This is a genomic window from Novosphingobium colocasiae, from assembly GCF_014652555.1.
GTDB lineage: Bacteria > Pseudomonadota > Alphaproteobacteria > Sphingomonadales > Sphingomonadaceae > Novosphingobium > Novosphingobium colocasiae.
Genome location: NZ_BMZA01000003.1, coordinates 218,374 through 233,709, shown reverse-complemented (window position 1 = coordinate 233,709; position 15,336 = coordinate 218,374). Strand labels below are relative to the sequence as shown.

The window sequence follows — 15,336 nt, the reverse complement described above, 5'->3', positions numbered from 1 at the left end:
AGCGTGTCTCGACTTCGCTCGACACGAACGGAACTTGTGGTGCTGATTAAAGGCTGGATATTCTGCCCAACCCAGCGGTTTTATCCCAGCCAGGCTTTGTAGACACCGAAGGCGCTCGTCAGGGTCAGCACCACGCCGACCAGGATCAGCATCGGTTTGACCGGGATGCGCTTGGCAACCCAAGCCCCGATCGGCGCGGCGGCGACGCCGCCGATCAGCAGCCCGGCGGTGGCCCCCGCCACGTCGGCGATGCCGATCTTGAAGATGAACGTGGCCGACACCGCCAGCGTCAGGAAGAATTCAACCGAGTTGACCGTGCCCACGACCTTGCGCGGATCGGCACCCTGGATCAGCAGGTTCGACGTGACGACCGGCCCCCAGCCGCCGCCGCCCGCCGCATCGAGGAACCCGCCCAGCAGGCCGAGCGGCGCGATCAACTTCGCTTCGCGCAGCTTTGGCGGATAGAACAGACCGCGCACGAACAGGTAGATGCCGATGCCGGAAAGGTAGAGCAGGACGAACGGCTTCACCACGCCCGCATCCAGCGACGACAGCAGATAGGCCCCGGTGATGCCCCCGGCGAGACCGGGCAGCAGCAGCCGCAGGAACAGCGCCTTGTCGATATTGCCGTGCAGCAGGTGGCTGATGCCCGAGGTGGCGGTGGTGAAGCATTCCACCACATGCACGCGCTGCGACGCGACAGCCGGTGGCACCCCCATCACGGCGACGAGCAGGGTATTGGTGATGACGCCGAAGGCCATGCCCAGCGCCCCATCCACAAGCTGCGCGGCAAAGCCGACCGCGATGAACGGAAGCAGGAAGGCCAGGTCGATACTGCCGAAATCCATGGATCGAATCCCCTGTGGGTTATCAACCGGAGCACTAGACCGCCAATAGTCTACTTTTCTAGTAGAATTTTTCAGCCGCAATCGTTTTCCTTCGCCGCCCCCCTCACGGCATGATTGCGAAAGCCGGCTCGGCCATTTCGCGCCCCGCTGTGGATTTATCAACGGGTTATTGCGCCCGCCGACCTTTCCTGACCGCTTGCCTAGTATAGGAAAGCGATTGCAGGTTGTTTGGTGAATACACTGTTCACTATCGACAGGCGGGGGCGACCTTACTTCTCAGGTCAGGGGCAGCGGGCTGAAACGGTTCAGTCCGGAGTACTTTGAGAGCGCGGATGGTGGATGATTCAAGTTGGGGCCTTGGGCAGGCAACGGCCCGGGCCACGGGGGCTTCGCAGGAATACTGGTTTTCGCTCAGGCTGCGGGTCGATGCGCCCGCGCAACTGTGGCAAGCCGCCGCGCTGCGCTGTCTGAGCCAGACCGATCTCGACCAGCAAGAGGTCGAGGACATGATCGGCCCGATCGAGGACCCCTCGATCGCGGACTGCCTGATGATCCTTGCCCTGCCTGAACGCATCCCCGGATGTACCCGGCTCGATACCACGCTCCAGCCGGGCGGGCTCGCCGAACTTCCGGTCCCCGGAGCCCGCGAACTGGATGACGCGCTCGACGAGGGGTAACCCTCTATTCCACTTCGTTAGAGCATCAAGCCCTGAATCGGCATCACACGTTCCGTCGTATCGAGCGCAGTCGAGACAGGGATAGCACAGCGCCAGCGTATCTCGACTTCGCTCGACACGAACGGAACTTGCGGTGCTGATTGAACGCTTGCAGCCTAGGTTCGGGACCTCTCAGGCTCAGCTCGTCGTTTCGGTCGCCAACACGGCCGCAGGGATCGCCGCGGTCAGCCCGACAAGACCGCTTGCCGCCATCCGGATGCCGTTGACGCCCAGCAGGATGCCGCTGCTGTCCGCCACCACATCATCCACCACGCCGACCGAGTTGATCGTGGTGGCAAGGCTGGAACCGTCCGCCGCCAGCGCGTTGACCGATAGGGTATAGGCCCCGGCGGCAGCCTTGGTGCCATCGTCCTTGGTGCCGTCCCACTGATACGAGCTTTGCGGCTTGCCGGGGTCCAGCGCCACGGTGGCGACAGTGGCGCCGTTGGCATCCTTGATCGTCCCCGTCAGGCGGGCGGGTGTGCCGGCGACCGAGTAAGTCCAGTGCGCCGGCGCATCGCCAAGCCCGGCCACGGCGCTGTCAAACCGCGCCTCGCGCCCGATGTAGCTCGACGCCTGGGCCAGCGCCTGCGACGAGAGCTGGCTGAGGATATCGTTGAGCTTGCCGGTCTGCTGGATCGACTGTTCCACCTGCGAATACTGGACCAGTTGCTGGGTGTATTCCGAGGTCTTCATCGGATCGAGCGGGTCCTGGTTCGTCATCTGCGTGGTCAGCAGCTTGAGGAACAGGTTGTAATCGCTGAGCAGGTTGTTCGCCGCCGAGGCGGTGCTGGTGCTCGTGCCAGTGGTGCCGGTGTTGCTGACCGTCGTCATGATCGTGTGCCTTATGCCAGAACGTCTAGGTGACCGCTGCCGCGCAGCGACCGGAGATCAGGTTGCGCGCCGTCGGCTACCGGCTGGAACTCCGCCGTCGGGCCGGAAGGGGTAAAGCCGCGATGGCGGGCGCTTTCATGGTGACCCGAGCCGCCGCCGCCGCTCTCGAAGCGCAGCGACTGGGCATCGGCGCGGATGCCGGCATCGGCCAGCGCGCGATCGAGATGGATGCTTTCGCGGCGCAGCAGGTCGAGCGCGGCCGGACTGTCAGCGCGCATCACCGCGCGCATCGTGCCATCATCGTCGAAGGTCATGCGCACGTCGATGCGGCCCAGGTGGCGCGGATCGAGCCGGATCAGCAGCGCATCGCCGCCGCCTTCCGCCGCGCTTTCCCGTGCGCGGGCGATCGCCACGCCGACGTCGGCACCGAACCGCCCTTCGCGCACCGTGACGGTGGCGGTAGCGGCGGGCGAGGCGTCATAAGGCTGCGCGGGAGCACGCGGCACGGCGGCTTCCAGCGTCTGGCTGAACAGCGGGGCGGACACCCGCGCTTCCGTGGGCGGGGCGGGCGCAGCGGGTTCGGCTGCGGCATGGCCGGTCGCATGCCCGGTACTCCGCGCCTCCATCGGCGCGGCGCGCTCTTCAAGAGGCGACGGCGTGGCCTTGCCCGCAACGGGCGGAGCGGGAGCGGCGGCCACAGCCACCGGCGCGGATGCCGGTGGGCCAGCGACCGGGCGATCCGCCGGGGCCGAGGCTTCCGTAACGGACGCGTCGACGGCAGCACCCTTGCGCTTCTGCGACGACGCGACTGGCGCAGCGGGCGTTTGGGTAACCAATGGTGCCGCCTCCGCTAAGACGGCGGTAACGACCGGACCCGTCTGCACCGGGGCGGCTACGGGCGGCCGCGCTGCAGCAGGCGGCGGTGCGGGATTGGCGACCGGAGGGGTGTCTTGCGTTTCGCCGGCCTGCCCGGCTACCGGCTCCGGTTCGGTCACCACCGACGCTGGCACGGCGATCGGTTCGTTCGCCGGCAGGCACAGCTCGGCGATTCCGGGAGCGGCCGTGGTATCGACGCCGGCCATCGCGGGATCGCGCCGATCCGTTCCTGCCGGGACCGGGGGAGCAGGCTCACCGCCGCCGCCGCTGTTCGCCAGCGCGGCCTGGAACGCGCCCGGCTCTGCCCCGGCGGACGGCGCAGGGGCACCGCTCGCGAGGGGCTGGGTCGGCAAAGGGGGCAGCGCGCGGACGGGCATCATCCATCATAGGACGATCGCACCGCCGCCGGTCATCGCCGGCGGCTTATCTTCTCACCCGATCGCGCCAAGGCTGCGCAGGCGGGCGCGGGGGTGGATTTCGTTTTGCGAGAGCACCACTGTCGCCGGGCGCACCCGCTCGATGATAGAGCGCACGAAGGGCCGCAGGCTCTGGCTGGTCATCAGGCACGGAATTTCGCCTTGCGCGGCCAGCCGGTCGTAAGTCTGGCGCACCGCCGCGATGAACGCCTGCAGTTCCGACGGGGCCATCGCCAGATGCCGGTCATCGCCCTGGCCGATGATCGCTTCGGAGAAGGCTTCGTCCCACACAGGGCCGAGCGCGACGATCGGGATCGTCCCGTCGAGCGTATGCTGCGCCGATATCTGGCGCGCCAGCCGGGCCCGGACATGCTCTGTCACTTGCGTCAGATTGACGGTGACCGCGCTGGCCTCGGCCACACCTTCGAGGATGGTCGGGAGATCGCGGATCGAGACGCCCTCGGCCAGCAGGTTCTGGAGGACGCGCTGCACGCCCGATATCGAAATGCGCGAGGGCACGATATCGGCGATCAGCTTGGCGGCGTCCTTGTGGACCTCGTCCAGCAACTTCTGGGTTTCCGAATAGGACAGCAGATCGGCGATGTTGTCCTTGACGATTTCGGTCAGATGCGTGGTGACGACGGTGCCACAATCGACCACGGTCAACCCACGGAAGCCCGCTTCCTGCCGCAGTTCGCGATCGATCCACTGCGCCGGCAGCTTGAACACCGGTTCCTGCGTGGTCTCTCCGCTCAGCCCCGTCTCGCCGCCGCCGGCGTTGATGACCAGCAGCTTGCCGATGCGCAGTTCGCCCCGCGCCGTCTCGGTCTCCTTGACGTAGACGACATACTCGTTCGCCTGCAGCGCCATGTTGTCGATGATGCGCACGGCGGGAAGCACGAAGCCATAGTCGATCGCCATCTGGCGACGCAGCGCGCGGACCTGATCGTCCAGACGCGGTTCGGCGCTGGCATCGTTGATCAGCGGCAGCAGGCCGTAACCCAGCTCGATCCGCAGCGCGTCGATCGCCAGGGTGCGGGCGATCGGCTCCTCCACCGGCAGCGCGCTCTGGCGGGCGCGCTCGGCCGCTTCCTCCATCCGCTCGGCCACGGCAACGCCCTCGGCGCGCCTGGTCATGGTCCAGGCCAGCCAGCCGCAGGCCCCGCCCAGGATCGCGAAGGGAAGGAAGGGCAGCCCCGGCATCAGCGCCAGCAGGCCCATCAGCCCGCCCGCGATGCCGAACGCCTTGGGATAACGGCCCAACTGATCCCCCAGCGCGGCCCCGGTCTTGCCGACGACGCCGCCCTTCGACACCAGAAGGCCCGCTGCCGTCGACACGATCAGCGCCGGGATCTGGCTGACGAGACCATCGCCGACGGTGAGGATGGTGTAGGTGGTGAACGCCTGCCCGAACGGCACGCCGTGGATGGCGACGCCGACGATCAGCCCGACGACAATGTTGATCGCGGTGATCAGCAGCGCCGCGACGGCATCGCCCTTCACGAACTTCGATGCACCGTCCATCGCGCCGTAAAAGCCGCTTTCGGCTTCGATCTCGGCGCGGCGTTCGCGGGCCTGATCCTCGCTGATCGTGCCGGCGTTGAGATCGGCGTCGATCGCCATCTGCTTGCCCGGCATCGCATCGAGGCTGAAGCGCGCGGCCACTTCGGCGATGCGGCCGGCCCCCTTGGTTATGACCACGAAGTTGATGACGATCAGGATCGCGAAGATGGTGAGGCCGATGACGGTCTCGCCGCCCATCAGGAATTCGCCGAAAGCGGCGATCACCCCGCCCGCCGCCGTGTGCCCTTCGTGCCCGTGGCCCAGGATCAGCCGGGTAGAGGCAAGGTTGAGGCCAAGCCGCAGCATCGTGGTGATGAGCAGGATCGTCGGGAAGCTCGAAAGCTGCAGCGGCTTTTCAATGAACAGCGCCGTCATCAGGATCAGCACCGAAGCGGTGATCGACAGCGCCAGCCCCATGTCCAGCATCCATGCCGGCATCGGCAGGATCAACATGGCGATGATCGCGCCGACGCCCAGCGCCAGCGCCAGATCGCGGCCCGGCCCCAGCCGGGCGACGAACTGGCCGAGCCGGACCGGCATCAGCGAGGGTGAAGGCGAAGGGGCTGTGGCCATGGGTCAGCGCGGGGCGATCGGCCGGGGGCTCAAAGACCCGCCGCCAGTTCGGCGCGCACAGCGCCGGCGCTGACCCCCATCACCGCCGGCGGCACCGCCATCCCTTCGGCCTGGAACGCGCGCAGCTTGTTGCGCATGGTCCGCACCGAAATGCCCAGCATCACCGCCGCCGCGCTGCGGTTGCCGCCGCAGTGGCGCAGCGTCTGCAGGATCAGCTCACGCTCCACATCGGCGATGTTCTGGCCCACCAGCCTGGCCACCGCCGCCGTCAGCGAGCGCCCTTCGGCGCGGCCGACGCGCAGCCGGGCCAGCGCTTCCCTGAGGCTAAGCCCGACATCCACCATGACCACGTCGGCATCGCTGGCTGCCGCGCCCGGCCATGCCTCAAGCGACATCGCCTCGCCCAGTTCGCCCACCAGCATCAGGCGCACAGCTTCGGAATCGTGCAACCGCATCAGCCTTCCTTGCGGACGATTTCGGTGAGGGTGATGCCCAGCGTCGCATCGATCAGCACCACTTCACCGCGCGCGATGAGGCGATTGTTGACGAAGATATCGACAGGCTCACCCACCCGGCGGTCCAGTTCCACCACCATGCCGGGCTTCAGCCGCAGCAGATCGCCTATATCCATGCGCGAGCGGCCGAGTACGGCCTGCACCTTCACCGGCACATCGAACACCGCCTGCAGGTCATCCGGCACCGGCGGCGTCAGCGGACGCGGCGGCAGCGCGGTTTCACTCGGGATCGCGCCTTCCGGCTCATCCGGCAGGTGCGCGGGGGCGAGTTGCCGGGGTTCGAGCTCGTCGCTCATCGGATACCTTTCACGTGTTCATCCACTGGCGGATCACCGATGCGGAATCGGCCGGGTTGGTGGCGATCGTCTCGCCGATGCGCTTGATCGCGGAAAGCTTCACCCGGCCATCGACATGGGCCAGCGATACTTCCTGATCGAGCAGCGGCACGCCCATCCCGCCGCCCTGGTCCATGGGTTCGAGGTGCGCCATCGACACGTCGCCGCGCGGCTGGCGGCGGTCCTCGCCATCGCCGCCGTGGTCAGGCGAAGGCAGGAGCGCCGGGCCGCCCTGGCGGCGCAGCATGCGGATGGCGAACAGGACGATGCCGCCCACCAGCAGGATCTTGAGGACATCGAGAATTCGATCGACGGTAAGGCCGAACGGCAGGCCACCGTTGATGCCGTCAACGTCCTCGGCAGCGAACGGCATGTTCTCCACCACCACGCTGTCGCCGCGATCGCCGTTGAAGCCGACGGCATTCTCTACCACCCGCTGGAGCCGCTCGATCTGCGGTTGCGGCAGGCCCTTCTCGCCGCCGTCGATCATGACCGCCACAGTCAGCCGCTTGACCTGTCCCGGCGCGCGTACCGCCACCTTTTCGAGACGGCTGTTCTGGTACGTGACGTCTTCCGACGTTTCGTTCTGCGCGGCGTTGCGGCTGTCGCCGGCGGCACCGCCGGCGGCCGGCGCGGCGGTGTTCTCGGGAAGCTGCGCGGCAACCGTGGCACCTTGCGCGCCGGGCGCGTTCTCGTTGCTCTGGCTGCCGGATTCGACCGAGACCTGATGCTGGATCACCTGCTTGTCAGGATCGAAGGTTTCCGATTGCTCGCGCACCTGATCGCGTTCCAGTTCGGCGGACACTTCGGCGCGGACCTTGCCGTGGCCGACGATCGGCTCGACCAGCGTTTCGATCTGATCGCGCAGCCGCGCTTCGACGGCGGCCTGCCGGTCTTCGAGATCACTGGTCGCACCATCGCCGCCTTCACCCGCGCGCGCCAGCAATGCTCCGGTCTGGTCCACCACCGACACCGCTTCCGGGGCCAGATCGGGAACGGCCGACGATACCAGATAGCGGATCGCCTGCACCGCTTCGCCGGGGAGGCGGCCGTTGGTCTTGACCGTCACCGATGCGGTGGCCTTGCGCGGCTCGGTCTCGAACATGGCGCGATCGGGCATCACTACATGGACCCGCGCCTTGCTGACGCGATCGAGGCTTTCGATCGAGCGGGTCAGTTCGCCTTCGAGCGCCCGCGTCTCGTTCAGCTTCGCGCGCGACGAGGAGATGCCGAACGGCTCCTCCTCGTCCAGCACTTCATAGCCGATCTTGCCGCCAAGCTGTTCCGACGCCATCGCCATGCGCAGTTCGGGCAGCTTGTCGACCGGGGCCATGATCGCCGTGCCGTCGGCGGAAAGCTGGAACGGGACGCCCTGCCCCTTGAGCTTGTCGGTAATGGTCGCGGCGGCCGAGGGATCGAGATCGGTGTAGAGATAGCCCATCGCGCTTTGCGGCGTGTGCATCGCCATCCACGCGAGGCCCGCCAGCAGCGCCAGCGACACGCCGCCCATAAGAGCCGCGCGGCGCACGCCGATCTGCCCGATGAAATTGCGCAACGCTTCCAAGTCCGGCCTTCCGAGGTCCCCGGCGCCGCCCCTGTCGTGCGCCCCGCATCATTATAGGATGACCGCTGGGCAAGAATTGCCGGGCGACGAAAAATCTGTCGGCGGGGCAGGTGGTTCGTTGAAAGGGGTTTCATAGCGGTGGGGTGACTGGGTTATCCCAGCCGCATAAAATACCGCTGATCCGAACCTCCGTTCACGTCGAGCGTAGTCGAGACGCGGATAGCCCAAGTCGAGGCATCTCGACGTCGCTCGATGCGAACGCGATTGGGATAGTCTCTGGGTTGTCCATCAGCGGGCATTTATAGCCACCAGAGGCTATACCCCGCTATAAACCCCTAAAATTCCGCACGGCCGCCTACCCCCCAGCCCGGCCCAAAACGCCAGCCAGTTCGGTCATGACCGCCGTGCGGCGGGCCTGGGCATCGACGTTGAGGCCGCCGGCGTACCATTCGATGCGGGCGTCGGCGATCGGCACCGTGGCATCCTCGATCACGCTGATCGCCAGCGGCCGGCCGGCCTTGGCCTCGTGCGCCTCGATCAGCGCGGCGAGGTCGTTGTGCATGTCGGGGTGGGCGCGGACCACCAGCGGGGTGCCGCGCGCGACCTGTTCGAGTACCCGGTCGAGCGCCTCGTCGATCGCGCGCGCCGGGGCCATGTCGATCGCGTGGCCGGCCAGCATTTCCGCCGCCTGGAGGGCGACCGCCCCCGCCTCGCTCACCATCGTGCGCGCCACCGCGTCGAAATGCTCGCCGATCGCATCAAGCGCGGCGTGCAGTGCATCGGTTGCCGCCAGCAGCGCCTCGCCCCGCTCGGACCGCGCCTGCGTCAGGCCGGCCTCGAACCCCTCGGCCCGCACCCGGGCAAGTTCGGCGAAGTGATCGGTCTGCATCCGGGCGATGCGCGCCTCCAGGTCCTCGACCTGTTCGCGCAATTCTTCCGCCGTCGCCTCGGGCTGCTTGTCCTCGTCCGCAGCGGGCGAATAGACGGGCGCTTCGGTAGGGTGGAAGAACACCCGCTCGAAACCAAAGGGCTGGATGGTTGATCGGCTATGCACCTGTCACCTCAGTAGATCATCGCATCATCGCTCTTGGGATCGTTCAGCACGATCTCGCCGCGATCACCCAGGTCCTTGGCCAGCGCGACGAGGTTCGCCTGCGCCGCCTCGCATTCGCGTGCGCGCACCGGACCCATCGAAGCCATATCGTCGCGCAGCAGCTTGGCCGCGCGCTCGGTCATGGCACCGAAGAACACCCGGCGCATAACTTCGGGCGCACCCTTGAGCGCCAGCGCCAGTTCGCGCTTGTTGCAGTTGCGCACGATAAGCTGGATGGCGCTGGGCAGCAGGTTGCCCAGATCCTCGAACGTGAACATCAGGCTGCGGATACGCTCGGCCGCGTCGGGCGCGCGTTCGTCGAGCGCGCTCAGCATCTCTTCCTCGGTCGCCCGGTCCAGCGCGTTGAACAGTTCCGCCATCGCTTCGTGCGGATCGCGCTTGGCGCTGCGCGACAGGTTGGTCATGAATTCCGACCGCAGCGTCTGCTCGACCTGGATGATGACGTCCTTCTGGACCGTCTCGGTGTTGAGCATGCGCATCACCACTTCGGTGCCGAAATCGCGCGGCAGCGCCGCCAGCACCCGCGCCGAATGATCGGGCTTGAGCTTTTGCAGGATGACGGCGACGGTCTGCGGGTGCTCGGTCTTGAGGTAACCCGCCAGCACGCCCTCGCTGACGTTGGACAACTTGTCCCACATCGTCCGTCCGGAGGGGCCACGGATGTCCTCCATGATGTCCTTGACCCGCTCGGGGGCCAGGACCCCTTCGAGCAGCCGCTCGGTCGTCTCGTAAGAGCCGTGCAGCGTGGCGACGCCGGACACTTCGACCGAAAACTGGCTGAGCAGATACTCCACCACGACCGCCGGCACCCGGCCAAGCGAGGAGATGCTGGCCGACAGTTCCTTGATCTCGTCGTCCTTGAGCTGTTGCCAGATCGGGATGCCATGCTCCTGCCCGAGCGCCAGCAGCAGCGCCGCCGCGCGCTGGATGCCGGAGTACCGCTTGAGCTCGGGTGGCTCACCCACCGAGGCCATCATGTTCACTGCGCGATTCCCTGGTTCCGAGAGCGAATTTTAACCAACCGTTGTTACCGATCCCGAAGAGATCCCTCTATTTATAGGATGGGTATCGACGCAACCGGTCCAAGAGGGATAATTGACGATAAATCTGAATAACGGGTTGATCGGAATCTCGGTTCTTGGCGGCACCGGCTCCTACTCATCCTATCTGGCCAACGCCTCCGCGACGGACAGCCCGGCGGTGGTGGCGGCGCGCAAGGCGTTCACCACGCCGACCACCACCGCGCCCTGGGCAAGCGGCGCTTCGGAAAGCGGTGCCACCAGCGCGCAAGTCGCCGCGATCAAGCGGCTGGCGACGATCATCGACACCACCAAGGACAGCTCGTTCAAAGACCTGCCTGATATCCAGACCGCCTTCACCACCTACAAGGCGCTGGAGAACCTGCGCGTCCTCGCCGAAGCGGCAACGTCGAAGACGCTGTCCGACACCAGCCGCGCCGCGCTCCAGAAGACTTTCGCCAAGGGCCTGGCTGATCTGCAGGGATACCTCGGCACCGCCGATACCGACCTGCTCCAGCTTGGCTTCGGGGCGGTCACCAGCACCGCCCGCACGCTGGGGATCGAATCGCGCTATGCCACGTCACCGGTGGCGGGCACCGGCGTGACCAAGACCCGCGCGGCGGCGGTAGACGGGCTGGCCGGCACCGAGGTGTTCCAGGTCACCCTGACGCGCGGCGCGACCAGCGAGACGGTGCAGGTCAACCTGGCCCAGTCCACCCAGCCGCCCACGCTCGATTCCGTTGCCGCCGCGCTGAACGCCGCGATCGGGGCGAAAGGCGCGGTGGATGCAGGCGGCAATCCGGTGGTCGATGCCAATGGCAACCCGGTCAGCCAATGGAAATCGCGCTTCACGGTGGAGAAGACCGACGGCAAGTGGGGGCTGGTGTTCAAGCCGGCCGGCACCGAAAAGGTCAGTATCGACCAGGCCGATGCCGGTGACGCGCTGATGGTGGCAAGCGGGGAGACGACGACGATCTCGGGCACCGTCGGCCCGACTTCGGCCAACGTCTACCGGATCGAGGACCTCTCCCACTCGCTCACCTGGGAGCGGCTGAGCAAGATCAACGCGGTCGATACCACCGCCACCGCCCGCGCCGAAGCCGCTGCGGCGGCCGCCGCCAAGTCGCTGGGGACGGCCACCACCGATACCGCCGCGCAAAAGGCGGATCACACCGTGTTCGCCCCCACCGCCGCCAACGCCATCGTTACCGACGCGCAAGGCTTCAGCTACATCGTCGGCACCACGAATGGCGACATGGGCGCGCAACTGGGCGACGGTGCCAACGACCTGTTCCTGACCAAGGTGGACAGCGAAGGCACCGTGGTCTGGAAGCGCAACCTGGGCGCGGCGGGGAGCGCCGCCGGGGCGGCGGTGACGATCGCCCCCAATGGCGAGATCGTGGTGGCTGGCTCGGTCAGCGGCGCGTTCAACGCCAGCGACGAAAACCAGACCGACCTCCTCGTCAGCCGCTTCAACGCCAAGGGCGAGGAACTGTCGAGCACGGCGATCCGCCAGGTCGGCAACGAAACCGCCAGCGCCGTGGCGGTGGGACAGGACGGGCAGATCTATGTTGCCGGGCGCGCGTCGAGCGGCGGCGGCGATGCGGTGATCGTGCGCCTCAGCGCTGCGGGCAAGATGATCGAACGCCGCGCCATCGACAGCGGCGGCTCGGATTCGATCTCGGCGCTCGCCATCGACAACGACGGTAATCTGCTGGCGCTGACCAACGAAGGCGGCGCGGCCACCCTGCGGCGGATCGGCGCGGGCGACCTGACGCAGGATCTTGGCGCGATCACGCTGGGCACCGCCTCCGCACGGGCCATCGCGGTTTCGCAGACCGGCCGGATCGCGGTGGTCGGCGCGACCAGCGTCGCGCTCGGTGGCGCGCAGGCCAATGCGCCGAGCGGCGGGCTCGATGCTTTCGTCACCCTGATCGACGGCGATCTTTCCGCCGCCAGCACCAGCTACATCGGCAGCGACACCACCGACCAGGCTGACAGCGTGGCGTTCCTCAACGGCCAGCTTTACGTCAGCGGGCGGACCACCGGGACGCTGGGCGACCAGAAGACCGGCAAGGTGGACGGCTTCGTGGCCCGCATCGATCCGGCCGACGGGTCGGTCCAGACGGTGTCGCAATGGGGCCTCAGGAGCAGCACGGTGGAACCGGTGCGGCTCAGCGCAGTCAGCGGCGGGGCAACGGCGCTGGGCGCGCTGGGGCTCCATCGCGGGCTGCTCAACCAGCAGGCCAACGGCGATCTGGTGGCCGAAACCTCGCTCAGGGTGGGCGATACCTTCAGGATCAGCGTCGATGACGAGGCCGAGCGCACGGTCACCATCGAGAAGGGCGAGACGATGACCTCGCTGGCGCAGAAGATCCGCCGCATCACCGGCACCGATGCGACGATCACCACGCCGTTCACGGACGGGGCGTCCAGCCTGCGGATAGAGGTCAAGGCCGGGCACACGCTGGGGCTGCGTGCCGGGGCCGATGGCAAGGACGCGCTGTCCAAGCTGGGGCTCGATCCCATGCGGCTGGTACCGCCCAAGGTGATCGATGCCAAAGCCCCCAAGGTCACGCCGGGCGGCCGCTACAACCTGGGCTTGAGCGATGCGCTGACCCTGACCGACGCCCGCACCGCCGCCGCCGCGCTGAGCAAGATTACCACCGCCGTTTCTATGACCAAGTCCGCCTATCGCTCGCTCTACTGGGATACCGGCAAGGCGGCGCTGGTCGACGGAACCCTGTCGAGTGGCGGCGGTACGGCATACCAGCAGGCCAAGCTTGCCAGTTATCAGGCGGCCCTGTCGCGCCTGGGCGGCGCGTAATCCGCAGCACAGCGAGAACACGAACCATGTCCACGCTTCCTCCCCTGTTCGACGGTATGGGCCGCGCCATGAAGGCGATGGCCGAGCATCAGCGCGTGATCGCGGAGAACGTCGCCAATTCGGAAACCCCCGGATACAAGGCGCGCACGGTCGAAGCGCCGGACTTCTCGACGCTGGTCGAAGGCCAGCTCGGCACCGGCGGGGCCCCGCGTGTGGCGCGGCCGCAAGTGCAGCTCTCGGCCGGGATGACGGCGCTGGGCGCCAAGGCACCGCAAGGCGGCGGCCGCATCGTGCTCGACAGCAACACCAGCGAGACCAAGCCGGACGGCAACAACGTCACGCTCGAAGACCAGTTGCTCCAGCTTGGCCAGGTCCAGCAGGACTATGCGGCGATGACCAACCTTTATCGCAAGCAGATGGCGCTGATGAAGACCGCCGTCGGCAAGGGCTGAGCCAACTTTTGCACGGACAGTGCGACTCGGGAACGGAATCCCCCGGCCAGCGTTAAAGGATAGCCCGGTGATCGCTATGGGCGGCGCGCTCGCCCTATATCGTCCCGGAATTCTGATCCGTTTTGACTCTTTGCCGTATCGACCTCGCCGATCATCGTTTTCACTCCGGCCGGCCCGGCCAGCCTTCGTCCGGTCGATTCCAGGATAAAAAGTGGCGGCAATCGGCCACCTGGAACCACTTTTTAAGGATATAATGCGAATCTCTAGCAGCGAACCGGATGTGCGACCGTTCGCGGACGGACAGGAAAAAGACCCATTTCGGCACGTCCCGCCCAGCAGCACATTGACCGGCGAATATGAGCGTGGAAAGGCCATCCGCGAAATTCGGAAAACAAGAGCAGCAGATGACTGACAAGGCACCCGAACTACGTCAGCCACCCGGCAAACGGCAAGTAATGGAGATGGCGATGACTGCCATTGATGTCCATCGCGCCCTCGTCTTCCCGAATTGTATTCGCAAGTTTCGCAAGCAGCGCAATGTCGGGTCACTGCTCGAACTGTCCGAACGCCTGCCCGTCATAACCTATATTCGCCTCTCGAAGATCGAACGCGGCGAGATTTTTGCCCGCGCCGGGGAATTGCGCGATATCGGCCGTGCTCTCGGGGTCGATCCGGCCCGATTGCTGATCGACGTCGATGATCCCGCCTTCGATATCGCCGAGTGGGCCGAAACGCTGCAGGGCGCGGTCATCCCCGATCCCGAGGCGGAGCGCCGCGCGGTGCTGCTGGCGGCGGCGGTGCGGGCGCGGCGCGGGGCCGATCCGGCGCTGACCATCGCCGTGCTTGAATCGGAATACGGCATCGCCCCGGTCGTACTGTCACGGATCGAGAATGCGCTGAAGCCGCTCGATCGCTGGAACGAGGATGTCCGCGCGGCCCTGCGCCGAGTGTTCGATGTCGCCAACGACGCTGCGCTGATGGCGCATATCGAAGCGCTGCGCAGCGAAGGCAAACTGGACGCCGTGCTGCCGCTGGTGGCGAACCCCGAACTGCGCCTCGCCAAGTCGCGCGCCCGGATCGGCGCGCTGAGGCAGGAGCTTGAACGCCCCGCTCCGCCCGCTTCGGCGGAAACGGTGGCCCCTGCGAAAGCGGCCGCCCCGGAACCGGTGGCGGAACCTTCGGGGGAAGGGCTGCGACTGCTGCCGGTATTCGGCACGCCGCTCGCCGATGGCCTGATCGCTTTCACGCCCACCGGCGCGGTGGTCGAAGCACCGCGCAACGCCGGGCCGCGCGCCTATGGCCTGCGGCTCGGCCGGCCAACGCTGGGAGCCGGCCTCCCCGGCCGCGCGACCCTGGTGGTAGACCCCGATCGCTACCCTGCCACCGGCGGCCTCGCGGTGGTCCGCGAGGAGGGCGGCTTGCGCGTCCTGTCCGTCACTGCTGACCGGCAGGGGCGGATGCTCGGCTACAGCGAAAGCCCTGACCTTGAATTCGCGATCGACACGCTCGACCCGGCCGATGTGGCAGCCGTGCTTTCGGCGGTGTTCGAGTAGGTCAGGCCTCCGCAGAGCGCTTCATGCGTTTAACCAGCACCAAGGGTTCCGTTCGTGTCGAGCGCAGTCGAGACACGTGGGCGCTGTGGTTTCCGTGTCTCGACTGCGCTCGACACGAACGGAACTGTTGG

The 15,336-nt window shown here is 66.9% G+C and carries 13 protein-coding genes; 4 read left to right on the top strand and 9 right to left on the bottom strand.

The genetic code is table 11. The features are described from left to right. Window positions 1–80: 80 nt before the first annotated feature. Window positions 81–848 (bottom strand): sulfite exporter TauE/SafE family protein, encoded by a 768-nt coding sequence (locus IE122_RS07345; protein WP_189620468.1) that lies wholly within the window; start codon window positions 846–848, stop codon window positions 81–83. A 332-nt stretch (window positions 849–1,180) separates the two neighbouring features. Here IE122_RS07345 and IE122_RS07340 point away from each other — a divergent pair, with 332 nt between their 5' ends. Continuing rightward, the gene (locus IE122_RS07340) at window positions 1,181–1,525 is read left to right on the top strand and encodes a hypothetical protein (RefSeq protein WP_189620467.1); all 345 of its coding nucleotides are present in this window, start codon (window positions 1,181–1,183) and stop codon (window positions 1,523–1,525) included. 177 nt (window positions 1,526–1,702) lie between these two features. Here the strand turns inward: IE122_RS07340 and IE122_RS07335 are convergent, their stop codons facing one another. The 8 genes from IE122_RS07335 to IE122_RS07300 form a co-directional block, all read right to left on the bottom strand. Further along, complete coding sequence (locus tag IE122_RS07335; protein ID WP_189620465.1) at window positions 1,703–2,398, bottom strand: flagellar hook assembly protein FlgD; 696 nt, start codon at window positions 2,396–2,398, stop codon at window positions 1,703–1,705. Between the two features lie 11 nt (window positions 2,399–2,409). Then, a complete protein-coding gene (locus IE122_RS07330) occupies window positions 2,410–3,651 on the bottom strand; it encodes a flagellar hook-length control protein FliK (RefSeq protein WP_229813874.1) in 1,242 nt (413 codons plus the stop codon). 54 nt (window positions 3,652–3,705) lie between these two features. Next, window positions 3,706–5,793 carry a flagellar biosynthesis protein FlhA gene (gene flhA / locus IE122_RS07325; RefSeq protein ID WP_189620549.1) on the bottom strand — a complete coding sequence of 696 codons (2,088 nt, stop codon included), beginning with the start codon at window positions 5,791–5,793 and terminating at the stop codon, window positions 3,706–3,708. 62 nt (window positions 5,794–5,855) lie between these two features. Beyond that, on the bottom strand, window positions 5,856–6,281 hold the full coding sequence (locus IE122_RS07320; RefSeq protein WP_189620463.1) for a helix-turn-helix domain-containing protein: 426 nt from the start codon (window positions 6,279–6,281) through the stop codon (window positions 5,856–5,858). Next, complete coding sequence (fliN, locus tag IE122_RS07315; RefSeq protein WP_189620461.1) at window positions 6,281–6,637, bottom strand: flagellar motor switch protein FliN; 357 nt, start codon at window positions 6,635–6,637, stop codon at window positions 6,281–6,283. The genes IE122_RS07320 and fliN overlap by 1 nt, the downstream gene beginning before the upstream one ends. A gap of 10 nt (window positions 6,638–6,647) precedes the next feature. Beyond that, window positions 6,648–8,240 (bottom strand): flagellar basal-body MS-ring/collar protein FliF, encoded by a 1,593-nt coding sequence (fliF, locus tag IE122_RS07310; protein WP_373299117.1) that lies wholly within the window; start codon window positions 8,238–8,240, stop codon window positions 6,648–6,650. A gap of 355 nt (window positions 8,241–8,595) precedes the next feature. Then, complete coding sequence (locus IE122_RS07305; protein ID WP_189620460.1) at window positions 8,596–9,294, bottom strand: FliH/SctL family protein; 699 nt, start codon at window positions 9,292–9,294, stop codon at window positions 8,596–8,598. 8 nt (window positions 9,295–9,302) lie between these two features. After that, complete coding sequence (locus tag IE122_RS07300; protein ID WP_373299119.1) at window positions 9,303–10,331, bottom strand: flagellar motor switch protein FliG; 1,029 nt, start codon at window positions 10,329–10,331, stop codon at window positions 9,303–9,305. A 142-nt stretch (window positions 10,332–10,473) separates the two neighbouring features. Between IE122_RS07300 and IE122_RS07295 the strand changes: the two genes are divergently transcribed. The 3 genes from IE122_RS07295 (at window position 10,474) to IE122_RS07285 (ending at window position 15,205) form a co-directional block, all read left to right on the top strand. After that, entirely contained in the window at window positions 10,474–13,200 is a 2,727-nt protein-coding gene (locus IE122_RS07295) for an NHL repeat-containing protein (protein WP_229813872.1), read from the top strand. 26 nt (window positions 13,201–13,226) lie between these two features. After that, window positions 13,227–13,652, top strand: coding sequence for a flagellar basal body protein (locus tag IE122_RS07290; protein ID WP_189620454.1), 426 nt, complete (start codon window positions 13,227–13,229; stop codon window positions 13,650–13,652). 467 nt (window positions 13,653–14,119) lie between these two features. Beyond that, the gene (locus tag IE122_RS07285) at window positions 14,120–15,205 is read left to right on the top strand and encodes a helix-turn-helix domain-containing protein (protein WP_189620453.1); all 1,086 of its coding nucleotides are present in this window, start codon (window positions 14,120–14,122) and stop codon (window positions 15,203–15,205) included. Window positions 15,206–15,336: the final 131 nt, after the last annotated feature.